18 protein-coding genes are annotated in these 22,413 nt (G+C 69.3%); 5 read left to right on the top strand and 13 right to left on the bottom strand.

Translation table 11 applies throughout. The features are described from left to right. Positions 1–46 precede the first annotated feature (46 nt). The 5 genes from FDZ84_RS18795 to FDZ84_RS18775 form a co-directional block, all read right to left on the bottom strand. On the bottom strand, positions 47–2,011 hold the full coding sequence (locus FDZ84_RS18795; RefSeq protein ID WP_168586986.1) for a TIGR03960 family B12-binding radical SAM protein: 1,965 nt from the start codon (positions 2,009–2,011) through the stop codon (positions 47–49). Between the two features lie 252 nt (positions 2,012–2,263). After that, positions 2,264–2,674, bottom strand: a complete 411-nt coding sequence (ndk, locus tag FDZ84_RS18790) for a nucleoside-diphosphate kinase (protein WP_168586985.1) — start codon at positions 2,672–2,674, stop codon at positions 2,264–2,266. Positions 2,675–2,779: 105 nt separating this feature from the next. Continuing rightward, positions 2,780–3,208, bottom strand: a complete 429-nt coding sequence (locus tag FDZ84_RS18785; protein ID WP_210435612.1) for a type II toxin-antitoxin system VapC family toxin — start codon at positions 3,206–3,208, stop codon at positions 2,780–2,782. Next, the gene (locus FDZ84_RS18780; RefSeq protein WP_256413759.1) at positions 3,198–3,422 is read right to left on the bottom strand and encodes an AbrB/MazE/SpoVT family DNA-binding domain-containing protein; all 225 of its coding nucleotides are present in this window, start codon (positions 3,420–3,422) and stop codon (positions 3,198–3,200) included. Before FDZ84_RS18780 ends, FDZ84_RS18785 begins: the two co-directional genes overlap by 11 nt. Before the next feature lie 66 nt (positions 3,423–3,488). Then, positions 3,489–5,027, bottom strand: coding sequence for an alkaline phosphatase (locus FDZ84_RS18775; RefSeq protein WP_168586983.1), 1,539 nt, complete (start codon positions 5,025–5,027; stop codon positions 3,489–3,491). 183 nt (positions 5,028–5,210) lie between these two features. On the opposite strand from FDZ84_RS18775, the gene FDZ84_RS18770 reads away from it, so the two are divergent. Continuing rightward, complete coding sequence (locus FDZ84_RS18770) at positions 5,211–6,311, top strand: zinc-binding dehydrogenase (protein ID WP_168586982.1); 1,101 nt, start codon at positions 5,211–5,213, stop codon at positions 6,309–6,311. A gap of 23 nt (positions 6,312–6,334) precedes the next feature. Here the strand turns inward: FDZ84_RS18770 and FDZ84_RS18765 are convergent, their stop codons facing one another. Continuing rightward, entirely contained in the window at positions 6,335–7,240 is a 906-nt protein-coding gene (locus FDZ84_RS18765; protein WP_168586981.1) for a DMT family transporter, read from the bottom strand. A 111-nt stretch (positions 7,241–7,351) separates the two neighbouring features. On the opposite strand from FDZ84_RS18765, the gene FDZ84_RS18760 reads away from it, so the two are divergent. Then, complete coding sequence (locus FDZ84_RS18760) at positions 7,352–8,206, top strand: LysR family transcriptional regulator (protein WP_168586980.1); 855 nt, start codon at positions 7,352–7,354, stop codon at positions 8,204–8,206. Between the two features lie 60 nt (positions 8,207–8,266). On the opposite strand, the gene FDZ84_RS18755 is transcribed toward FDZ84_RS18760, so the two are convergent. From FDZ84_RS18755 to FDZ84_RS18745, 3 genes are all read right to left on the bottom strand, one after another. Then, on the bottom strand, positions 8,267–8,749 hold the full coding sequence (locus FDZ84_RS18755) for a DUF4233 domain-containing protein (RefSeq protein WP_210435611.1): 483 nt from the start codon (positions 8,747–8,749) through the stop codon (positions 8,267–8,269). Continuing rightward, a complete protein-coding gene (locus FDZ84_RS18750) occupies positions 8,746–10,113 on the bottom strand; it encodes a folylpolyglutamate synthase/dihydrofolate synthase family protein (protein WP_168586979.1) in 1,368 nt (455 codons plus the stop codon). The genes FDZ84_RS18755 and FDZ84_RS18750 overlap by 4 nt, the downstream gene beginning before the upstream one ends. Before the next feature lie 340 nt (positions 10,114–10,453). Further along, on the bottom strand, positions 10,454–13,159 hold the full coding sequence (locus FDZ84_RS18745) for a valine--tRNA ligase (RefSeq protein WP_168586978.1): 2,706 nt from the start codon (positions 13,157–13,159) through the stop codon (positions 10,454–10,456). 127 nt (positions 13,160–13,286) lie between these two features. On the opposite strand from FDZ84_RS18745, the gene FDZ84_RS18740 reads away from it, so the two are divergent. Continuing rightward, positions 13,287–15,584 (top strand): FdhF/YdeP family oxidoreductase, encoded by a 2,298-nt coding sequence (locus tag FDZ84_RS18740; RefSeq protein WP_168586977.1) that lies wholly within the window; start codon positions 13,287–13,289, stop codon positions 15,582–15,584. Between the two features lie 231 nt (positions 15,585–15,815). Here FDZ84_RS18740 and FDZ84_RS18735 read toward each other — a convergent pair whose 3' ends face one another. Then, on the bottom strand, positions 15,816–16,424 hold the full coding sequence (locus FDZ84_RS18735; RefSeq protein WP_168586976.1) for a DUF1963 domain-containing protein: 609 nt from the start codon (positions 16,422–16,424) through the stop codon (positions 15,816–15,818). 545 nt (positions 16,425–16,969) lie between these two features. Beyond that, positions 16,970–18,307: an OFA family MFS transporter gene (locus FDZ84_RS18730; protein ID WP_168586975.1), complete on the bottom strand. Its 1,338-nt coding sequence runs from the start codon at positions 18,305–18,307 to the stop codon at positions 16,970–16,972. Between the two features lie 105 nt (positions 18,308–18,412). On the opposite strand from FDZ84_RS18730, the gene fdhD reads away from it, so the two are divergent. Both fdhD and FDZ84_RS18720 read left to right on the top strand, forming a co-directional pair. After that, a complete protein-coding gene (gene fdhD / locus FDZ84_RS18725; protein WP_168586974.1) occupies positions 18,413–19,249 on the top strand; it encodes a formate dehydrogenase accessory sulfurtransferase FdhD in 837 nt (278 codons plus the stop codon). A 73-nt stretch (positions 19,250–19,322) separates the two neighbouring features. Continuing rightward, positions 19,323–20,198: an alpha/beta hydrolase family protein gene (locus FDZ84_RS18720; protein WP_168586973.1), complete on the top strand. Its 876-nt coding sequence runs from the start codon at positions 19,323–19,325 to the stop codon at positions 20,196–20,198. A gap of 5 nt (positions 20,199–20,203) precedes the next feature. Here FDZ84_RS18720 and FDZ84_RS18715 read toward each other — a convergent pair whose 3' ends face one another. Then, positions 20,204–20,842 (bottom strand): alpha/beta hydrolase, encoded by a 639-nt coding sequence (locus FDZ84_RS18715; RefSeq protein ID WP_168586972.1) that lies wholly within the window; start codon positions 20,840–20,842, stop codon positions 20,204–20,206. A gap of 258 nt (positions 20,843–21,100) precedes the next feature. Beyond that, positions 21,101–22,381 (bottom strand): ATP-dependent Clp protease ATP-binding subunit ClpX, encoded by a 1,281-nt coding sequence (gene clpX, locus FDZ84_RS18710; protein WP_168586971.1) that lies wholly within the window; start codon positions 22,379–22,381, stop codon positions 21,101–21,103. Positions 22,382–22,413: the final 32 nt, after the last annotated feature.

The following is a 22,413-nucleotide window of genomic DNA, read 5'->3' as shown; positions in this document are numbered from 1 at the left end:
GTTCCGCAATACCTGACCGGCGGAAACCGGGATCTGGTCCGAGTGGTCAGCCGCCGTTGAACGCCGGGTTGCGAACCGGGGAGCCCTGGCCGACCGGGGAGATCGGCAGCAGTTTTCGCCCGGTCGGGCCGACCTCGATGTCGGTGCCCATTGTCGGGCACACGCCGCAGTCGAAGCACGGCGTCCACCGGCAGTCGTCCTGCTCGCGGGCGTCCAGCGCGTCCTGCCAGTCGGCCCACAACCACTCCTTGTCCAGCCCGGAGTCGAGGTGGTCCCACGGCAGCACCTCGTGCTCGCCGCGCTCCCGAGTGGTGTACCAGTCCACGTCCACGCCCAACTGCTCGAGCTCGGCGGCGGCGCAGGACATCCAGCGCTCGAACGAGAAGTGCTCGTTCCAGCCATCGAACCGGCCGCCTTCGCGCCACACCCGCTCGATGACCCGGCCGAGGCGGCGGTCGCCGCGCGAGAGCAGGCCTTCGACCAGGGACGGTTTGCCGTCGTGGTAGCGCATGCCGATGTTCCGGCCCAGGCTGCGGTCGGCGTTGATCGCCTGGCGCAGCTTGCGCAGCCGGTCGTCGATGGTGTCCGGGTCGGTCTGCCCGGCCCACTGGAACGGGGTGTGCGGCTTGGGCACGAACCCGCCGATCGAGATCGTGCAGCGGATGTCCTTGCGGCCCGAAACCTCACGACCGGCCCGGATGACCTCCTTGGCCATCTCGGCGATCTGCAGCACGTCCTCGTCGGTCTCGGTCGGCAGGCCGCACATGAAGTACAGCTTGACCTGCCGCCAGCCGTTGGCGAACGCGGCGGAGACGGTGCGGATCAGGTCCTCCTCCGACACCATCTTGTTGATCACCCGGCGGATCCGCTCGCTGCCGCCCTCGGGCGCGAAGGTCAGGCCAGAGCGGCGGCCGTTTCGGGAAAGCTCGTTGGCCAGGTCGATGTTGAAGGCATCCACCCGGGTCGACGGTAGCGACAGCCCGGTGTTGGTGCCCTCGTAGCGGTCCGCCAGCCCCTTGGTGATCTCGGCGATTTCGGAGTGGTCGGCCGAGCTCAGCGACAGCAGGCCGACCTCTTCGAAGCCGGTGGCAGCCAGCCCGCGCTGCACCATCTCGCCGATGCCCTCGATGGACCGCTCCCGCACCGGTCGGGTGATCATCCCGGCCTGGCAAAACCGGCAGCCTCGGGTGCAGCCCCGGAAGATCTCCACGCTCATCCGCTCGTGCACGCTCTCGGCCAGCGGGACCAGCGGTTTCTTCGGGTACGGCCAGTCGTCGAGCTCCATGGTGGTGCGCTTGAAGACCCGGTACGGCACCCGGTCGCGGTTGGGCACGACTTCGTCGATCGCCCCGTCGGGGCGGTAGCTGACGTCGTAGAACTTCGGCACGTACACGCCGCCGGACTCCGCCAGCCGGAGCAGCAGCTCGTCCCGGCCGCCCGGCTGTCCTTCGGCCTTCCAGCGGCGGATGGCCGCGGTGATCTCCAGGACGGCTTCCTCGCCGTCGCCGAGCACCGCAGCGTCCAGGAAGTCGGCGATCGGCTCCGGGTTGAACGCCGCGTGCCCGCCGGCCAGCACGATCGGGTCGTCGTCGGTGCGGTCCACCGCGTGCAGCGGGATGCCCGCGAGGTCGAGCGCGCTGAGCAGGTTGGTGTAACCGAGTTCGGTGGCGAAGCTGAGACCCAGCACGTCGAACGCGCCGACCGGGCGGTGGCTGTCCACGGTGAACTGCGGGATGTCGTGCTCCCGCATCAGCTCTTCGAGGTCCGGCCACACCGCGTACGTGCGTTCGGCCAGGACATCCGGCTGTTCGTTGAGGATCTCGTAGAGGATCTGCACGCCCTGGTTGGGCAGGCCGACCTCGTAGGCGTCGGGGTACATGAGGCACCACCGGACGGCGACGTCGTCCCACGCCTTCGCCGTCGCGTTGAGCTCCCCACCCACGTATTGCACGGGTTTGGACACGCGCGGTAGCAGCGGTTCCAACCTGTCGAAAACGGACTCAACACGCACGCGACCAGGGTAGAGGTCCGCCCCGGGCAGGAGGACCGGGGGCGATTTCAATTGGACCTTGGACCTTGGACCTTGGACCTTGGACCTTGGACCTTGGACCTTGGACCTTGGACCTTGGACCTTGGACCTTGGACCTTGGACCTTGAATTCCATTGAAATCGCGCAGCATCGGAGTTCAGACGTACCGGGTGAACCCGATTTCGTCGCAGTCGTCGCCCGTGGCGCGACCCAGACCGCGCCCGGCCAGCGGCCTCAGATCTCGGGGAACCACAGCTTGAGCTCGCGCTCGGCGGACTCGGCGGAGTCGGAGCCGTGCACGAGGTTGTACTGGACTTCCAGGCCGAAGTCGCCGCGGATGCTGCCCGGCGCGGCCTTGTCGACCGGGTCGGTGCCGCCAGCCAGCTGCCGGAACGCCGAGATCGCACGCGGGCCCTCGACGCACGCGGCCACGACCGGACCGGAGGTGATGAACTCGATCAGGCTGCCGAAGAACGGTTTCCCGTCGTGCTCGGCGTAGTGCTGCTCGGCGAGCTGGCGGTCGACGTTCTTCAGCTCCAGCGCGACCAGCTTCAAGCCCTTGCGCTCGATGCGGCTGATCACCTCGCCGACCAGGCCACGCCCGACACCGTCGGGCTTGACCAGGACCAGGGTGCGCTCGCTCACGATTGACTCTCCTTCATTTCCGGTGGCGCCGGGTGCGAACACGCACCGCGCCCGATTTGCCCGCCAGGGTATCGATGCAGGTGACACCCCGAGCGGCGGGCCTGCTCAGTCCGGCGCGATCACCTCGACCGTCGGGAAGTAGGTGCGGTACCGGCGCGCATCGCGGGTCAGCAGGCGGAGTCGGCTGACCGCCGCGTGCGCACCGATGTAGAAATCGGGCAGGGGTGACCGCTTCTCCCCGCCTCGTTTCCGGTAGTCCAGGAAGCACTTCCCCGCGAGGAACGCCGCCGACCACGGCAGTGGCGCGCGGATGAAGAAGTCGTTCGGGAACGCTTCCTCGACTTCCTCGATCGTCGGGAAGCGGACCGACACCTCGGCGAAGATCAACGGGTTGATCACCAAGGGGCCCTCTTCCGCCGCCTTCTCCAACGCGTCCGATGACCAGCCGACCCATTCAGCCTCCTCGATGACCATGTCGAGCAGGATGTTGGAGTCGACCAACGTGGCCGGTGCGCGGGCGTGCTCACTCGCCACGGGTCAACGCCATGATCTCGTCGGTGGAAAGCCCCTCCCCGCTGACACGTCCGCGGAGATGCTCCACGATCCGCTGTCCCCGGCTGGGCACCGAATGCCCGCGGGTGAGGATCAGCGCGTTTCCCTCCAATCTGATCTCGATCTGATCCCCGGGGCGCAGTCCTAGTTCGCGGCGCAGGTCGACCGGGATGGTCACCTGCCCCTTCTCCGTCATCTTCATGGAAGTAAGAATACGACTTTTCCTACTTCCACTTCCACGGAATAACTCGATCGTGGCTGGTCAGCGAGTCGGGTCCAGCGTCTTGGCCCACAGCGAGCGGCCGGACTGGTCGCGGAGGTCCACGGTCAGCTGCTCGGTGCGGCCGTCGATGTTGACCTCGCCGAAGTGCTGGAAGCCCTCCCACGGCGAGGCACCCTGGCGGGTCGGGGCGTTGACGAACACCTGGTCCGGTCCGAAGGTCGGGTCGAGCTTGTTCGGCCCGAACGCGCCGGCGTGCAGCGGGCCGGAGACGAACTCCCAGAACGGGTCGAACCCGGCGAAGGCCGCGCGCTCCGGCGAGTAGTGGTTCGCGGCCGTGTAGTGCACGTCGGCCGTCAGCCAGACGGTGTTGCGCACCGACCGGCGGCTGATCTCCTGCAGCACCCACGCCAGCTCGGCCTCGCGCCCGTTGGGCGCCCCCGGCAGCCCGTTCGCGACGGCCTCGATCTTGTCGCCGTCGGGCACGACGATGCCGATTGGCATGTCCGAGGCGATCACCTTCCAGGTCGCCTGCGACCGGCTGAGCTCGTCGACGAGCCAACGCGCCTGGCGGTCGCCGAGGATCCGCTCCGGCGTGGTGCCCGCCGAGTTCGGGTCGCGGTAGCTGCGCATGTCGAGCACGAAGACGTCCAGCAGCGGGCCGTGCGAGACCTTCCGGAACACGCGGCCGTCCACCGCGTCCTGGCGCCGGACCGGCTGCCACTCGTGGAAGGCCTGGAAGGCGCGCTCGGCGAGCACGTCGACCCGCTTCTCGGTGTACTGGGTGAGGTCCAGGATCTCGTCCGGGTACCAGTTGTTGGTGACCTCGTGGTCGTCCCACTGCACCAACTGCGGGACCTGCGAGGCGAAGCGGCGCACGTTCTCGTCCAGCAGGTTGTAGGCGAACTGCCCGCGGTATTCGGCCAGCGTCTCGGCGACCTTGGACTTCTCCGGGGTCACGACGTTGCGCCACACCCGGCCGTCGGGCAGCGTGACGGACTCCTTCAACGGCCCGTCGGAGTACACCGTGTCGCCGCTGTGCAGGAAGAAGTCCGGGTTTCGGGCGGCCATCGCGTTGTAGATCGTCATACCGCCGAGGTCCGGGTTGATGCCCCAGCCCTGCCCCACGACGTCGCCGGACCACAGGAAGCGCACGTCCCGGCGGTTGCGCGGGGCGGTGCGGAAGGTGCCGGTCAGGGCCTCGCTCTCGACGCGCCCGTCGAGGTCCTCGGCGATGACGCGGTAGTAGGCCTGCTCCCCCGGCGGCAAACCGGTCACCTGCAGCTCGCCGGTGCCGTCCGTCTCGGGGGTCAGGACCGGACCGGGGATCCGCCGCGCGCCGCGGAAATCGGCGTGCCGGGAGATCTCCACGAACATCCGCGACGGCCGGTCGGCGCGAGTCCACACCACCGCCCCGTCTGGGCGCGGGTCGCCGAGCTGGACGCCGTGGGTCAGCACCGGGCGACCGCCGCGCGCGAACGCGGGGGCGCCGGAGAGGAACATGCCGGTGGCAGCGATTCCGGTGGCAGCGGCGCCGCGGAGCAGGGCGCGCCGGTTGAGCTGGGAGTGTTCGGGACTCATGCCGCTGGTTCTATCCAGGGCAGGAAGCTTCCGGATCACCGCTGGTCGACGCATAAGTGAAGTGTTCGTGCCGATCGGCCGCCGGTTCACCGACGGCACCTTCGCGCTCACACCTGGTGTCCGGCCGATCGGCGCGATAGCTTCACGGGCAAACCGACTGGCCGGTCTGACAAGGAGGTCCGGATGCGCGCCGCCGTGCACACCGCCGCGAACCAGCCGATGCGGATCGAGGAACTCGCCGATCCCCGACCGAAGGCCGGCGAGGTCGCCATCGACGTGCGATCCTGCGGCGCCTGCCACACGGACCTGCACGTGCTCAAGGGCGAACTGCCGTTCCCGACGCCGACCGTGCTCGGGCACGAGGTGGCCGGCGTGATCGCCGAGGTCGGGCCGGACGTCAGCGCGTTCGAGGTGGACGACCGGGTGGTAACCAGCTTCATCATGCCGTGCGGCCAGTGCGAGCAGTGCGCGCGCGGCAACGAGGAGATCTGCCAGCGGTTCTTCGAGTTCAACCGCGGCAAGGGGCGGCTCTACGACGACGAGACCCGGCTGTTCCGGCCGGACGGCGAGCCGGTCTGGATGTACTCGATGGGCGGCCTGGCGGAACGCTGCGTGACGCCCGCGACCTCGGTCTACCGCGTGCCGGACGGCGTGGAGCTCAGCGACGTCGCTTCGGTGGGCTGCTCGACGATGACCGCCTACGGCGCGCTGCGCCACGCGGCGAACGTGCACGTGGGCGACACCGTGGCGGTGGTCGCGGCGGGCGGCGTCGGTTCGGCGCTGATCCAGCTGGCGGCGGTGTTCGGCGCATCGGTGATCATCGCGGTGGACATCAGCGAGGAGAAGCTGGCTGGGGCGCGGCAACTCGGCGCGACGCACGCGGTCAACTCCGCAGAAGTCGACGCACCAGCGGCGATTCGCGAGCTGACCGGCGGGCGCGGCGTGGACGTCGCATTTGAGGCGCTGGGCGCGGTGCCGACCTTCAACATCGCCCGGGACTCGGTTGTCGAGGGCGGGCAGGTCGTGGTCGTCGGCATCGCCGCCAAGGGCACCACCGGGGAATTCGACCTGGCCACCATCGCCCGGCGGAAACTGCAGATCAAGGGCTCCTACGGCGCGAAGCCGCGGCGCGACATGCCGGTCCTGCTCGACCTGGTGGCCCGCGGCCTGCTCCGCCCCCAGGACGCGATCAGCCGCCACTATCCGTTCGCGCAGGTCCAAGAGGCCTACGACGCACTCAAGCGAGGCGAAACCGTCGGCCGAGCCGTCATCGATATTGGCTAGCGCTCATCCGCCCAGGTTCGGCGTCAGCGGGAGGTCCTGGCGAAGAGGACTCCGGCGATCACCAGGGCCCCGCCGAGCAGGGTGTTCCAGCCGACCGGTTCGGCGAGCAGGACCGCGCCCAGCGCCGTCGACCACAACGGTGTCACGTACGTGACAGTCGATGCGATGGTCGACCCGGCCGCGCGGATCACCCGCATGTTCAGCAGAAACGCGAGGCCGGTGCCCACCGCGCCCAGCAGCACCAGGGATCCGAACGCGGTCGCGCCAGGCCACGCGGGCACCGCCCCGACGACCGCGACCGCCAGCGCGAGTTGGGTCGTGGCGCAGGTGAGTTGCACGGCCGTCAGCGCGGTCGCCGACTCGGCGCGGCCGGAGAAAAACCGCCTGGTGTAGGCGAATCCGGCGCCGTAGCAGGTGGTCGCGGTCAGGCAGGCGAGGCTCCCGACCAGCACCCCGCCGCCGACACCGCGCCATACTCCGAGGACTACCAGCGCCCCGCCGAAGCCGATCAGCAGGCCCACCATCCGGCGCGCGGTCGGCTTCTCCTGCGGGACGAGGAGGAGGACGAAGACGAGCGTGGTCAACGGCGTCGTCGCGTTCCAGACCCCGGCCAGCACCGAGCTGACGTGCGTCTCGCCGTAGGCCAAGAGCGTGAACGGCACGGCGTTGAGCAACAACGCCACCACTGCGGCGTGCCCCCAGGTCCGGGGATCGCGCGGCACCGGAACCCGCTGCGCGGCGCATACCAGCCACAGCGCCACGGCGCCGAAGAGGCAGCGCGCCAGCGCCACCCAGACCGGTGCGACACCGGCGTCGACGGCGACCTTGATCAGCACGAAGCTGGATCCCCAGATCGCGGACAGCAGGACGAAGCCCGGTAACCACCGTTCGGTCCCGCGCTCCGCGGACTCAACCAGTCGCTCGGCCATGCCACCACCTTGTCTGTCGCCGCCGCCGTTCTCCGGCGGCTTTCCGCCATCGCACAAGAACGGGCATCATGAGTCAAACAAGCAGATCTGAGCCATCGATGAGGATTTCTCATGTCGATCAACATCGCGCAGCTCCGCGCGTTCCTCGCGGTGGCGGACGAGGGCGGGTTCAGCGCGGCGGCCGACGCGCTGCGGATCAGCCAGTCCGCGGTGTCCCACGCCGTGGCCGCGCTCGAGAAGTCGCTGGGCTGCCGGGTACTGGTGCGGCAGGGAAAACCCGGGCCGACGGCGTTCGGCGAAACCATCCTCGAACACGCCCGGACCGCCGTCGCCGCGACCGACGCCATCCGCGTGCTCGCGGAGCATCGGGACGGGCGTCCGACCGGCCCGCTCCGGCTGGCCGCGCCGCCGACCGTCTGCCAGGGGCTGCTGCCCGAGTTGCTGGCGCGCTGGCGGGACGAGTTCCCGCAGCTGACGATCCGCGTCTTCGAAGGCGAGGACGACGAGGTCGCCGACTGGCTGGCCTCGGCGACCGTCGAACTCGCGGTGCTCGTGGATCCGCCGCCGGGCGACGGGGTGCCGATCGGCGAGGACCGCTTCCACGCGCTGCTACCGCACGACCACCCGCTGGCCGACCAGGTCGAGATCGACCTCCGCGACCTCGACGACACCCCGTTCCTGCTGTCCTGCGGCGGCTGCGAGCGGCACGTCCGCGACGCCTACCGCCAGGCCGGGGCCCGGCTCGAACCCGCCCACCGCATCCGCGAGCTCGGCACGTTGTTCGCCATGGTCCGCGCCGGGGTGGGGATCTCGGTGGTCCCGGGCCTGGCCGAGCCGATGCTCGACGCCAGGCTCGTGCTGGTCCCCTTGCGCCAACGCGTAACCCGCAGTCTCGTCCTCACCGGGCCGCTGGCCAGGCCCTGGCACCCGGCCGCTTCGGCACTCGTCGAAGCGCTCCGCCGCTAGCTGCCCGTGAGTACTTTTCGGCGCTGTGACACCGAAAAGTACTCACGGGACGCGCAATGTTCAGTCGGCCTGTTCCGGCGGGTAGCCCGGCGGGTGGCCGAGCTGGTCGTAGAGCTGCCCCTCCCGCATGCGGCGGGCGACGTCGCGGCGCAGGTACAGGATGTAGCCCCACACCGCCGCGAAGACCGCACCCATGATCCCGACCGCCGGGTGCACGAAGGCGCACAGGATCATCGCGCCCTGCAGCGCGAGCGCGACGCCGAGTCCCCAGGGGCGGCGCTGCACGAACGCGACCGCCAGCATCAGCACCGAAAGCACCGTGACGATGACGAAGCCGATGCTGGAGACGCCACCACCGAGCTTCCCGACCACCGGCAGCGCGAGCATGAAGGTGATGAACTCCAGCACCAGCGTGCCCGCCATGATCCCGCGCAGGCCCTTCCACGGGTCGCGCACGCCGGCCGGTGCCTCGGGCAGGCCCTTTTCCGGTTCGGGTTTCGACTGATCGGTCACGACGGCTCCCGTTTCTTGCGGATGGCTCACGCCGGCTCCTTGCCGAACAGGGCGCGCGCCTCGCCCGCGGTCACCACGGACCCGGTGATCACCACGCCGCCGCCGGAGACCGACTCGCCCGGTTCCTCGGTCTCCTCGGCCAGCTGGATCGCGGTCTCGACCGCGTTGTCCAGCCGGGGTTCCACCACGATCCGGTCTGGTCCGAAGATGTCCTTGGCCACGCCCGCGAGTTCGTCGGGATCCATCGCGCGGGGCGAGGAGTTCTTGGTCAACACGATCTCCTCGACCACCGGTTCCAGTTCGGCGAGGATGCCGCGCGCGTCCTTGTCGCCGAGCACGCCGACCACGGCGACCAGTCGGCGGAAGGAGAACTCCGAGCTCAGTGCGTCGGCGAGGGCGCGAGCACCGTGCGGGTTGTGGGCCGCGTCGACGAGCACGGTCGGTGCCGCGCGGACCCGCTCCAGGCGTCCCGGGGTGACGACGCCGGCGAAGGCTTCGCGGACCCGCTCGACGTCGAGCTGCCGGTCCGCACCGGCACCGAAGAACGCCTCGACGGCCGCTAGCGCGAGCGCGGCGTTGCGCGCCTGGTGTTCGCCGTGCAGCGGCAGGAAGATCTCGTCGTACACGCCGCCCAGGCCTTGCAGCCGGAGCAGTTGGCCGCCCACCGCGACGGTCCGGGACAGCACCCCGAACTCCTGGCCTTCACGGGCCACGGTCGCGTCCACCTCGGCGACCCGCTCCATGATCGCCTTCTGCGCCTCGGCGGGCTGCGCCGCCACGACGGCGATCGAACCGGGCTTGATGATCCCGGCCTTCTCCTCGGCAATCCCGGCCAGGTCGGTGCCGAGGTACTCGGCGTGGTCAAGCGCGACCGGGCAGACGACCGCGATCTTCGCGTCGGCGACGTTGGTCGCGTCCCAGCTTCCGCCCAGCCCGACCTCGATCACCGCGGCTTCCACCGGGGCATCGGCGAAGGCCGCGAACGCCATGCCGGTGAGCACCTCGAACTTGCTCATCCGGACGTCGCTGCGCGAGTCCACGATGGACACATACGGGGCGACGTCCCGGTACGCCTCGACGTAGCCCTCGGGGCTGATGGGCGCGCCGTCGATGCTGATGCGCTCGGTGGCCAGCTGCAGATGCGGGCTGGTGTAACGGCCGGTGCGCAGCCCGAGGCCGCTCAGCAGCGCGTCCGTGATGCGCGAGGTCGACGACTTGCCGTTGGTGCCGGCGATGTGCACGACCGGATAGCTGTGCTGCGGGTCGGCGAGCAGCTCGGTGAGCGCCCTGATCCGGTCGAGCGACGGTTCGATCTTGGTTTCCGGCCAGCGTTCGTTGAGCTCGGCCTCCACCACGCGTAGTTCCTGCAGCGCGGCGGGATCGGTGCCGGACAAATGCTCACTCCCCTGCGATTTCTCGACTGGGCACGACGAATGTCGAGGTCAGTCTACGTCTCGACGTCGGGCGGGCCGTCGAAGACCCGTTCGGCGGCGGTGGTCGAGCGGCCCGGCGGGCGAGATCGGCGAGCGGCGGCCCCGTTCCGAGGGCCGCGTGCCCTATCGCGAGCCTCACTCAGGTTAGGCATGGCTAACTAATGCAACCGTTGAGCGTGGACGCACCAACCTGGCGACGCGCCCGGAAAGGGGTGCGGCGATTTCGCGCGAAATCGCCGCACCCCATGCGTGGTGGGTGGCGATTTCGCGCGAAATCGCCACCCACCACTCTCGTAACCGATCAGGCCTCCGGCAGCGCGGCCAAGCGCGCGTTGATGCGGGCGATGTCGGCCTGCGCCGTTTCGCGACGGGCCTTGATCTTGTCCACCACGTCGGCCGGGGCCTTGTCCAGGAAGGCCTGGTTGTTCAGCTTCTTGTCGGTGCCCGCGAGTTCCTTCTCCGCCGCGGCCAGGTCCTTGGCCAGCCGCTTGCGCTCGGCGACCACGTCGACGGCGCCGGAGAGGTCCAGCTCCACCGACACGTTGCCGCCGGTCAACCCGACCTCGATGGACGCCGACGAGGTGAACCCGTCGGCCGGCTCGGTGACCCGGGCCAGCGCCCGGACCGCGGGCACGTGGTCGGCCAGGCCCTGCTCCACGACGCCGCCAAGCTTGGCCGCCACCCGCTGACCCGGCTTTAGCCCCTGGTCGGACCGGAACCGCCGGATCTCGGTGATCAGTTTCTGCGCCGCGGCGATCCGCACCGCGGCCGCCTCGTCGGCAGCCGCCCCGGCCACCTCCGGCCACTCCGCGATCACCACGGACTCGCGGCCGGTCAACGCTGTCCACAGCGTCTCGGTGATGAACGGGATGGTCGGGTGCAGCAGTCGCAGCAGCACGTCGAGCACGTACCCGAGCACCTCGCGGGTGCGCTCCACCCGCTCGGCAGCGTCCTGCGGGACACCCGCACCCGGTCGCTGGTCATGGGCAGGCGAAGAATTATCGCCCATGCCAGCTCCAGAAGCGTTTAGCTGGACCTTGGACAGCTCCAGGTACCAGTCGCAGAACTCGTCCCAGGTGAAGTGGTAGAGCGCCTCGGTGGCCTTGGCGAACTGGAAGTCCTCCAGCAGCTCGTCCACATCGGACACCAACTGGTCGGCCCGGTCCAGGATCCACCGGTCCGCGTCGGTGAGTTCGCCGCGGTCGGCCAGCCGCTCCGGCACCCGCGCGCCGTTCATCATCGCGAACTTGGTGGCATTGAACAGCTTCGTGCAGAAGCTGCGGGATGCCGCCACCCACTCCTCGCTGATCGGCGAGTCGGTGCCGGGGTTCGCGCCGCGCGCCAGGGTGAACCGCAGCGCGTCGGTGCCGTAGGTGTCCATCCACACCAGCGGGTCGACGGTGTTGCCCGCGGACTTCGACATCTTCTTGCCGTGCGCGTCGCGGACCATGCCGTGCAGTGCAATGACCTTGAAGGGCTCCACGCCGTCCATCGCGTAGAGGCCGAACATCATCATCCGGGCGACCCAGAAGAACAAGATGTCGTAGCCCGTGACCAGGACGCTGGTCGGGTAGAACTTCCGCAGGTCCGTGGTGTCCGCCGGCCACCCCATCGTGGAGAACGGCCACAGGCCCGATGAGAACCAGGTGTCCAGCACGTCCTCGTCCTGGTGCCAGCCCTCGCCGGTCGGCGGCTCGTCGTCCGGTCCGACGCAGACGACCTCGCCGTTCGGCCCGTACCAGATCGGGATGCGGTGGCCCCACCAGAGCTGCCGCGAGATGGCCCAGTCGTGCAGGTTGTCGACCCAGTCGAAGTAACGCTTGGTCATCTCCGGCGGGTGCACCGCGACCCGGCCATCGCGCACCGCGTCGCCGGCGGCCTTGGCCAGCGGGCCGACCTTGACGAACCACTGCAGCGACAGCCGCGGCTCGATCGGCTCCTTCGACCGCGAGCTGTGCCCGACACTGTGCAGGTACGGGCGCTTCTCCGCGACGATGCGGCCCTGCTCACGCAGCGCCTCGCGGACGGCGACGCGGGCCTCGAAGCGGTCCATGCCGTCGAACTGCGTGCTGGTGTGGGCGATCCGGCCCTGCTCGTCCATGATCGTCAGCATCGGCAGGTCGTGCCGCTTGCCGATCTCGAAGTCGTTCGGGTCGTGCGCCGGGGTGACCTTGACGGCACCGGTGCCGAACTCCGGGTCGACGTGCTCGTCGGCGACGACCGGGATCTTGCGACCGGTCAGCGGCAGCTCGATCTCGGTGCCGACGAGGTGCTTGTAGCGCTCGTCGTCGGGGTGCACCGCGACGGCGGTGTCGCCGAGCATCGTCTCGATCCGGGTGGTGGCGACCACGATCGAGTCATCGCCGTCGCCGTACCGCATGGAGACGAGCTCGCCCTCGACCTCCTTGTGCTCCACCTCGATGTCGCTGATCGCCGAGCGCATCTCCGGCGACCAGTTGACCAGGCGCTCCGCCCGGTAGATCAGGCCGTCGTCGAAGAGCTTCTTGAAGATCGTCTGCACCGCACGGGAGAGCCCGGCGTCCATGGTGAAGCGCTCGCGGGTCCAGTCCACGCTGTCCCCGAGGCGGCGCATCTGGGACAGGATCGCCCCGCCGTGCTTCTCCTTCCACTGCCACACGCGCTCCAGGAACGCCTCGCGGCCCAGGTCGCGGTGGTCGACGCCCTCTTCGCGTAGCTGGCGCTCAACCAACGCCTGCACCGCGATGCTCGCGTGGTCCATGCCGGGCAGCCACAGCGCCTCGTAGCCCTGCATCCGGCGGCGCCGGGTGAGGATGTCCATCAGGGTGTGCTCGAAGGCATGCCCGATGTGCAGGCTGCCGGTGACGTTCGGCGGCGGGATGACGATCGAGAACGGCGGCTTGTCGCTGTTGGCGTCGGCGACGAAGTACCCGGCAGCTACCCAGCGCTCGTACAGCTCGGCCTCTACGTCGGCCGGATTCCAGGTCGACGGAAGTTCACGGGGCTGGGCAGCATGGGTCTGTGTCACGCACCGAATTCTACGAGTGTCTGTTCAGCGCGTTTTCCGGGCATTAGGCTGCGCCGCAACCAGCATCCGTTGTGACTCCCGACACCTCGGCGACGCCGGTCTGTGAATGGTGTCGCACGCTATTGCTATGTCGCGTGGAGCCCCAGAACAGGACATCGACGAGAACGCCCTCCGAGTCGGTCAGCCCGGCCACGCCGCGGCAGGCGTGAAGGGCGTGCTGGTCTCGCTGCAGCGCAGTTGGGAGCAGATGGGCCTGGCCCGGACCGCCCGGACGTTGCCGCTGCTGAACCAGCGCGCGGGCTTCGACTGCCCGGGCTGCGCGTGGCCGGACCCGCGCGAGGCCGAGGGTGACAAGCGCAAGATCGCAGAATTCTGCGAGAACGGCGCGAAGGCCGTGGCCGAGGAGGCGACGACGCGGCGGGTCGGGCCGGAGTTCTTCGCCCGCCACCCGGTCGCCGAGCTGGCCGGCAAGACCGACTACTGGCTGGGCCAGCAGGGTCGCCTGACGCAGCCGATGATCCTGCGCGACGGCGACAGCCACTACCGCCCGATCGGCTGGGGCGAGGCGTTCGAGGTGATCGCGGCGAACCTGCGCGGGCTGGCTTCGCCCGACGATGCCGCGTTCTACACCTCGGGCCGCACCAGCAACGAGGCGGCATTCCTCTACCAGCTGCTGGTGCGCAGCTTCGGCACGAACAACCTGCCGGACTGCTCGAACATGTGCCACGAGTCGTCGGGGTCGGCGTTGACCGAGACCATCGGCATCGGCAAGGGCTCGGTGTCGCTGTCCGATGTGGAGCACGCGGACCTGGTGCTGGTGGTGGGCCAGAACCCGGGCACCAACCACCCGCGGATGCTGTCGTCGCTGGAGAAGGTCAAGCGGCGCGGCGGGCGGATCATCGCGGTCAACCCGCTGCCGGAGACCGGCCTGATGCGGTTCAAGAACCCGCAGAACGTGCGCGGCGTGGTCGGCGACGGCACCCAACTCGCCGACGAGTTCGCACAGATCCGCATCGGCGGCGACCTGGCGCTGTTCAAGGCCCTCAACGCGCTGGTGATCAAGGCGGGGGCGGTGGACCAGGACTTCATCGACGCCCACACGCACGGCTTTGCCGAGTTCGCCGCCCAGGCCACCGACGTCGACTGGGCGGCCACCGCCGAGGCCACCGGGCTGGCCCGCGAGCAGATCGAGCGGATCGCGGAGATGCTGATCTCGTCGCAGCGCACGGTGGCGTGCTGGGCGATGGGGCTGACCCAGCACAAGCAGGGCGTCGCAACCATCCGAGAGGTGGTCAACCTACTGCTGCTGCGCGGAATGATCGGCAAGCCCGGCGCCGGGGTCTGCCCTGTCCGCGGCCACTCGAACGTGCAAGGCGACCGGACGATGGGCATCTGGGAGAAGATGCCGGAGAAGTTCCTGGACGCCCTGGAGCTCGAGTTCGGGGTGCCGGTGCCGCGCCACCACGGTCTGGACACAGTGGACACCATCCGGGCCATGCAGTCCGGCCGGGTCAAGGCGTTCCTGGGGATGGGCGGGAACTTCGTGTCCGCGACGCCGGACACCGACGCCACCGCGCAGGCGCTGCGCGGCTGCGAGCTGACGGTCCAGGTGTCCACGAAGCTCAACCGCTCGCACGCGACCCCGGGCCGGACCGCGCTGATCCTGCCCGCGCTCGGCCGCACGGAACGCGACGTGCAGGGCGGCGGGGAGCAGTTCGTGACGGTCGAGGACTCGATGTCGGTGGTACACGCCTCGCGTGGGCGGCTCGCCCCGGCGTCCGAGCACCTGCTCTCGGAGGTCGCGATCATCTGCCGGCTGGCCCGCGAGCTGCTCGGCCCGGACCATCCCGTGCGCTGGGAGTCCTTCGAGCGCGACTACGACGTGATCCGCGACCACATCGCGCAGGTGGTGCCCGGCTGCGCGGATTACAACCGCCGGGTCCGCGAACCGGACGGTTTCGTGCTGCCGCACCCGCCGCGCGACAGCCGCACCTTTCCGACTGCGACGGGCAAGGCGAACTTCACGGTGAACGTCCCGGAGCCGATCCGGGTGCCCGCCGGACGCCTGCTGCTGCAGACGCTGCGCAGCCACGACCAGTACAACACCACGATCTACGGCCTGTCGGACCGGTACCGCGGCGTCGAGGACGGCCGCCGCGTGGTGCTGGTCAACCCCGAGGACATCGCGGAACTCGGTTTCGCGGCGGGAGATCTGGTGAACCTGATCTCGGAGTGGACGGCGGCGGACGGCTCGCTCGAAGAGCGCCGCGCGGACCGCTTCCGGATCGTCGCTTACCCGACGGCCAAGGGTTGCGCGGCGGCCTACTACCCGGAGGCCAACCCCCTGGTCCCGCTGAACTCGGTGGCGGAGAAGTCCAACACCCCGGTCTCCAAGGCCGTCATCATCCGCCTGGAACGGACCTGACCTGTCGCTGGTGCCGACCGCTGTCGCCAACAGCGATCAGTTGAAGCACGACCAATCCCACGCCACGGGACAGTGTGTTATGTCGTAATCCCGAACCCCACCCCGAATGCAACCCGCGACCGGGATCATGCACACGAGCCACCGCAGCCCTTGGATCGATCTTGTTTCTCTCTCAAGAGCAATGACCAACCAAGGGCTGCACTCGTGATCAACTGGACTCCCGGCAACCACCTAGCAGCATTGCCAGAGGAAGCGGCCTTGGCCGGTTTTCTCGTCGAGGAAGGCGTAGGCGACACCCGCGTCGCCCAGGTTCATGTCGAACGGTTCGTCCGCGCTGTCCAACTGCGCCACGAAGCGCCAGGTGCCGGGTTCGTCCGGCCACTCCTCGCCCTGCAGCCAGCCCGGTTCGCCCCAGAGGCGGCTGCGCAGCAGGTCGTTTTCGTCGTCGATGGCGGCGTCGGGGTGGTGCGGGGTGAGTTCCGCTCGGTGGTCGGGGCCGAACGTCGGGCCGCGGCGGATGCTGGCCACCTGGTAGAAGTCCGCCGGTTCGCCGGGCTGGGCGAAGAAGGCGTTCTCGCCGCCGGCCGGGTCGTAGGTGCCGTCGACGAATTCGCCGGGATCGTCCTCGGTCATGAACAGGTAGCCGAGCCGGACCGCCTCGCCCGGCAGGCGGATCTGGCCGATGAACCGCATCGGCCGGCCGGTGCTCGCTGACAGCGGCCAGGTCGGTTCGGCCAGCCAAACCGGCTGGCCGCCGAACTTGGTGACCGGTTCGGTGATCGGCTCCGGCGCTTCCACGAAGCCCAGGTTCTGCCGATCGAGCGGGGTGCTGGTGGCCATCACATTCCTCACTGTGCGGGGTGCGCGACCGACGTTAGCGTCACCAACCACCCCCGCAGGCGCGGGGCCGTGAAGAGCCGAACAACCTCCTGGACCAGTTCGAAACCTGCGTAATTCGGTGGCGATTTAGTGCCTTGAGGTACTGCTGGTTCGACCGGGTGTCGTCCAGTAACCCGACAGGCTGTAACGAACACTGGCGCTACGGGCGATGCGTCACCGTTCTACCGGGCGGCCGGATCGACGACCTCGACGCGTACGGGTTGCAGAACAACGTCACGTCGATTCATCACGGCGACGAGTTCTCGTGCCCGAGCTGGGGATACATCGCCTCGTAGCGATCCGGCCCGGAGGTCCAGTCCCGCAGCGGACTGGACCTCCTGCTGCACGCGCGACCAGCGCGAGTCCAAAGAGGACAACCGCGCTTCGGATTTGCGCCGAGGGTCAGCCGGTGAAGAGCTGGGTGACCTTCTGGACGAGTTCGTACACGCCGTAGGCGAAGGGCACGCCGACCCACGCCCACGCGAAGAGGAGCAGTCCCCGGCGGTTCATCGCGCACCTCCCGTGGCCGGTTCGTGGAACCTGGGGTTGACCGGCCGCACCAGTTCGTTGGCCACGAACCCGACGACGAGCAGGCCGATCATGATGTACAGCGACGTCGTGTACAGGTCCGGCCCGGTGGCACCGGCCGCCTTGCGGACATCGGCGATCGCGTTGACGATCAGCGGCCCCAACACGCCGGCCACCGACCACGCGGTGAGCAGCCGACCGTGGATCGCGCCCACCTCGTAGCTGCCGAACAGGTCCTTCAGGTAGGCGGGGATCGTCGCGAAACCGCCGCCGTAGAACGAAAGGATCAGCATCGCGAACAGCACGAAGACCGGGACCCCGGTCGCCCCGAACAGCATGATGCCCAGGTACAGCAGCACCCCGCCTCCGAGGTAGAGCCGGTAGATGTTCTTGCGCCCGAGAATGTCCGATGTGGATGACCAGATGAAGCGCCCGGCCATGTTGGTCAGCGAAAGCAGCGCGACGAACCCGGCCGCGGCGCCGGTCGCAACCGGTGTCGAGCTCTCCGCGAAGAAGCTGACGATCATCGGCGAGGCCTTCTCCAGGATGCCGATCCCGGCCGTGACGTTGCAGCACAGGACAACCCACAGCAGCCAGAACTGCGGCGTGCGCACCGCGTTGCGGGCCGCCACGTTCGCCGTAGTGATCAGCGGGCGGGCCACCTGCTTCGGCGCCGCCGCGGGGCGCCAGTCCGGCGGCGGCACCCGCACCAGCGCCACGCCCAGCGACATGAACACCCCGTAGACCAGCCCGTGCACCAGGAAGGTCAGCGCGATCCCGGACCGACCGGTGCCGAAGGCCTCCAGCATCTGGGCCGACCACGGCGAGGCGATCAGCGCGCCCCCGCCGAAGCCCATGATGGCTATGCCGGTCGCCATGCCCGGCCGGTCCGGGAACCACTTGATCAGCGTCGACACCGGCGAGATGTAGCCGACGCCGAGCCCGATCCCGCCGACGAATCCATACCCGAGCACCACCAGCCAGTACTGGCCGAGCGAAACCCCGAGCGAGGACAGCAGGAATCCCAGCGAGAAGCAGGTGGTGGACACCGCCATGGCCCACCTCGGGCCACGGCGCTCCACCAGCGTCCCACCCAGCGCGGCGGACAGCCCGAGCATCACGATGCCCAGCTGGAACGGGAGCGCGCTAAGTGTTCCGGACAGGCCGAGGGCTCCTTCCAGCGGCGGCTTGAAGACGCTCCAGGCGTAGACCTGCCCGATGGACAGGTGCACCGCGAGGCCGGCGGGCGGAACCAGCCACCGGTTCCAGCCAGTGGGTGCGACGATTCGAGTGGGAGCGAGCAGGTCTGCGACCATGGGACCTCCCCGGCGCGGCGTTGATCACAGCGCGGCTGAGCATACTGTGTACAAGCCATCCGAATGAAGCGCGTTTCGCCGACGCAGCCTGGCAGGGAGGGCCCGATGGGACGCGTAACCATACGACGACCGGTGCTGAAGATCGCCGCCGACGGCGCCCGGACCAGGCCGGACACCCTGGCCGCCGAGGAGCCGCTGGAGATCCGGGTCAACGGCGCCCCGCTCTCGGTCACCATGCGCACGCCCGGCCACGACATCGAGCTCGCGCATGGGTTCCTGCTGACCGAGGGCGTCATCCACGACAAGGACCAGCTGTCCACGGCCCGCTACTGCGACAGCCCCGGCCCGGACGGCCGCAACACCTACAACGTGCTCGACATCCTGCTCGCGCCCGGCGTGCGGCCGCCGGACGCCTCGGTGACGCGCAACTTCTACACCACCTCGTCCTGCGGGGTGTGCGGCAAGGCCGCGCTGGACTCGGTCCGGCTGAGCACCCGCCACTCCCCCGCCGACGACCCGCTGACGCTGGAACCCGCCACCCTCATCGAGCTCCCCGGCCGGTTGCGGGCCGCCCAGCGCGTCTTCGACACCACCGGCGGGCTGCACGCGGCAGGCCTGTTCGATTCCGGCGGCGAGGTGCTCGTGGTGCGCGAGGACGTCGGCAGGCACAACGCGGTCGACAAGGTCCTGGGTTGGGCCCTGCTGGCGGACCGGGTGCCGTTGACCGGGTGCGTGTTGCTGGTGTCCGGCCGGGCTTCGTTCGAACTCGTGCAGAAGGCCGCGATGGCCGGGGTGCCCGCGCTCGCTGCGGTGTCCGCGCCATCGTCGCTGGCCGCGGACCTCGCGGCGGAGCAGGGCATGACGTTGATCGGGTTCCTCCGCGGCCAGTCCATGAACGTCTACACCGGAGCCGAACGCATCGTGACGAAGGACATCGCCTGATTGCGCCCCATCCGGTTGGTGGCGGCATATGCCGTTGGCACGATGAGAGCGGAACGGTCAAACGGGAGGGCGCATGGGCTACGGTGAATCGCGCGGCCGCATGCTGAGTCGGCGCAGCGTCCTCGCCTCCGGTGTCGCCGGGCTCGCCGCGCTGGGCGTCGGCCTGACCGCCGACCTCGACTCGCGCCCGGCGGTGCCGCTGGCCGACGCGTCGGACGTGTCCGTGGAGCAGGTGTACTCGCAGGCCCGCAACTGCCCCGTCCACCTCGTCACGATGTACCCGAAAGACGTTGCGCGCGAAGGACTTCCGGTCTGCCTGATGCTGCACGGGCGGTTCGGCGACGCGCGCAAGTCGGCGGGCGGGCTGCCGAACTGGCTGTCCGACTCGGTCGCGGCCGGCCGCATCCCGCCGTTCGCGTTCCTCGCCGTGGACGGCGGCGGGAACAGCTACTGGCACCGGTGGCCCGGCGATGATCCGATGTCGATGTTGCTCGACGAAGTGCCGCGCTGGCTGGCCGAACGCGGCCTCGGCGGCGAAGGCGGCCGACCGTTCGCGGCCGCCGGCATCTCGATGGGCGGGTTCGGCGCGCTGCTCTACGCCCGCCGCCGCCGCGAGCAGGGCAACCCCCTGTCGGCCGCCGCCGTGGTCTCCCCGGCGCTGATCACCAGCTGGCAGGAGATGAGCAAGCGGCGGGCCTTCGCAAACGAGGCGGAGTGGGCGGAGATGGACCCGCTCCGCCACATCGGCGCGCTCGGCGACGTCCCGCTGGGCGTGTGGTGCGGCACCGAGGACCGCTTCATCGACGGCACCCGCCGCTTCATCCGCGCCGCCCAGCCCGACTACGCCTCGACCACCCCGGGTGGCCACAACAGCCGCTACTACCGCAAGGCGCTGCCGGAGCTCGTCGACTTCGTCGGCACCCAGCTCGCCCGCTCAAGCGACAGGTGAAGGGCTCAGACCAGGCGTAGGCGTTCCTGGGACGGGCCCGCGGTGTAGGTGTCCGTGTCGAAGCGGTCGTTGAGCGGGACCGTGCCGTACAGGGACCACCCCAGCACCGCCGGCCACGGACCGTAGCCGCCGTCGGTGTTGAGATGCCCGCCGTCGAGGATCACGTCCACCTCGACCTGCAGGTCCTCGGCCAACGCGTGCGCCTGGTACATCGACAGGTAAGGGTCGCCGGTGCCCACCACGAGGCGGGTGATCCCGGCGGCCCGGCGCAGCGCCGAGGCGTCCGCCGGGTAGGGCGTGATGCCCTGGGCGCCCGGGTGTCGCCAGTCCCGGGCCGGCGGGGACACGAGCAGGACCCGGTCCGCGCGCCGGGACCGCCCGGCGATCGTCGCCGCGTGGTGCAGCCACAGCGCCACCCCGCAGGAATGGGCCGCGACGACCAGTTCGGCTTCCGGCGGCACGGCCTCCAGCCGTTCCCGAAGCACCGGCAGCCAGTTCTCGAGCATCGGCCGGTCGGGGTCGGGCAGGGCTGGCAGGTCCACCTGGACGCCCTGCTCACGGAGCTGCCCGGCGAGCCACTGCTGCCAATGCCAAGGGCCGGAACCGGTCATTCCGTGAACCAGCAGGACATGCATCTCGCTCATGGCACCGCTCCCGGAGAAACGTTGGTCTGGTCGCACCCAATGATCATCTAACCCTGATGGATCCACAGGCCGCGACCGGTATCCACCGATCCGGTAATGATCAAGACCAAGGGCGGCACCCACCCGAGAAGAAGCCCGAAGGGCACCGCCCTCGGCACCCTTCGCAACGACTCGTCAACCGCTGAACGCGCTCGCGACGCGCAGGCCCGGGCAGCAGACATCACCGCACGACCGACTGAGACACCGACCCAGCTGGCCTCAGGCGGACTTCTCGCGGCGCTCGCGACGAGTGGCCTGGCGGGCGACGATCGTCGGGTTGACGTTCTCACGCACCGTCTGCTCGGTGATCACGACCTTGGCCACGTCCGAACGGCTCGGGATGTCGTACATCACCGGCAGCAGGACCTCTTCCAGGATCGCGCGCAGCCCGCGGGCACCCGTACCCCGCAGGATCGCCTGGTCGGCGATGGCCTCCAGCGCGGTCTTGGTGAACTCCAGCTCCACGTTGTCCATCTCGAACAACCGCTTGTACTGCTTCACCAGCGCGTTGCGCGGCTCGGTGAGGATCTGCACCAGCGACGGCTTGTCCAGGTTGGTGACGCTGGCGACCGTGGGCAGCCGGCCGATGAACTCGGGGATCAAGCCGAACTTGATCAGGTCCTCGGGCATCACGTCGGCGAAATGGTCGGTGGTGTCGATCTGGTTCTTCGACCGCAGCTCCGCGCCGAACCCGACGCTGTGCTTGCCGACCCTGTCCTCGACGATCTTCTCCAGCCCGGCGAACGCGCCCGCCACGATGAACAGCACGTTCGTGGTGTCGATCTGGATGAACTCCTGGTGCGGGTGCTTGCGACCGCCCTGCGGCGGCACGCTCGCGGTGGTGCCTTCCAGGATCTTCAGCAGAGCCTGCTGCACGCCCTCGCCGGAGACGTCGCGGGTGATCGACGGGTTCTCGCTCTTGCGCGCGATCTTGTCGACCTCGTCGATGTAGATGATCCCGGTCTCGGCCCGCTTCACGTCGTAGTCGGCCGCCTGGATCAGCTTGAGCAGGATGTTCTCCACGTCCTCGCCCACGTAACCGGCCTCAGTGAGCGCGGTGGCGTCGGCGATCGCGAACGGGACGTTGAGCATCTTGGCCAGCGTCTGAGCCAGGTAAGTCTTGCCGCAGCCGGTGGGCCCGAGCATCAGGATGTTCGACTTGGCCAGTTCGACGGCCTCTTCACCGCGGCTCTCCCGGCGCTCACCGGCCTGGATGCGCTTGTAGTGGTTGTAGACCGCAACAGCCAGGTTCCGCTTCGCCGGGTCCTGCCCGATGACGTACTGGTCGAGGAACTCGTGGATCTCGGCCGGCTTCGGCAGCTCGTCGAGCTTGACCTCGCCCGCCTCGGCCAGTTCCTCCTCGATGATCTCGTTGCAGAGATCGATGCACTCATCGCAGATGTACACGCCGGGGCCGGCGATGAGTTTCTTCACCTGCTTCTGGCTCTTCCCGCAGAAGGAGCACTTCAGCAGGTCGCCGCCGTCACCGATACGTGCCATGACCGCTGACCCCGTCCCCTCCGGCGCGCCGT

The sequence above is a fragment of the Saccharopolyspora sp. ASAGF58 genome, from assembly GCF_012277335.1.
Lineage (GTDB): Bacteria > Actinomycetota > Actinomycetes > Mycobacteriales > Pseudonocardiaceae > Saccharopolyspora > Saccharopolyspora hattusasensis.
This window is presented reverse-complemented; position numbering and strand designations above follow the sequence as displayed.

Coding starts and splice junctions, on each gene's coding strand:
- FDZ84_RS18780 (WP_256413759.1), bottom strand. CDS start 3,422: ATGACGGAGAAGGGGCAGGTGACCATCCCGGTCGACCTGCGCCGCGAA.
- FDZ84_RS18775 (WP_168586983.1), bottom strand. CDS start 5,027: ATGAGTCCCGAACACTCCCAGCTCAACCGGCGCGCCCTGCTCCGCGGC.
- FDZ84_RS18770 (WP_168586982.1), top strand. CDS start 5,211: ATGCGCGCCGCCGTGCACACCGCCGCGAACCAGCCGATGCGGATCGAG.
- FDZ84_RS18765 (WP_168586981.1), bottom strand. CDS start 7,240: ATGGCCGAGCGACTGGTTGAGTCCGCGGAGCGCGGGACCGAACGGTGG.
- FDZ84_RS18760 (WP_168586980.1), top strand. CDS start 7,352: ATGTCGATCAACATCGCGCAGCTCCGCGCGTTCCTCGCGGTGGCGGAC.
- FDZ84_RS18740 (WP_168586977.1), top strand. CDS start 13,287: ATGTCGCGTGGAGCCCCAGAACAGGACATCGACGAGAACGCCCTCCGA.
- FDZ84_RS18735 (WP_168586976.1), bottom strand. CDS start 16,424: ATGGCCACCAGCACCCCGCTCGATCGGCAGAACCTGGGCTTCGTGGAA.
- FDZ84_RS18730 (WP_168586975.1), bottom strand. CDS start 18,307: ATGGTCGCAGACCTGCTCGCTCCCACTCGAATCGTCGCACCCACTGGC.
- fdhD (WP_168586974.1), top strand. CDS start 18,413: ATGGGACGCGTAACCATACGACGACCGGTGCTGAAGATCGCCGCCGAC.
- FDZ84_RS18720 (WP_168586973.1), top strand. CDS start 19,323: ATGGGCTACGGTGAATCGCGCGGCCGCATGCTGAGTCGGCGCAGCGTC.
- FDZ84_RS18715 (WP_168586972.1), bottom strand. CDS start 20,842: ATGAGCGAGATGCATGTCCTGCTGGTTCACGGAATGACCGGTTCCGGC.
- clpX (WP_168586971.1), bottom strand. CDS start 22,381: ATGGCACGTATCGGTGACGGCGGCGACCTGCTGAAGTGCTCCTTCTGC.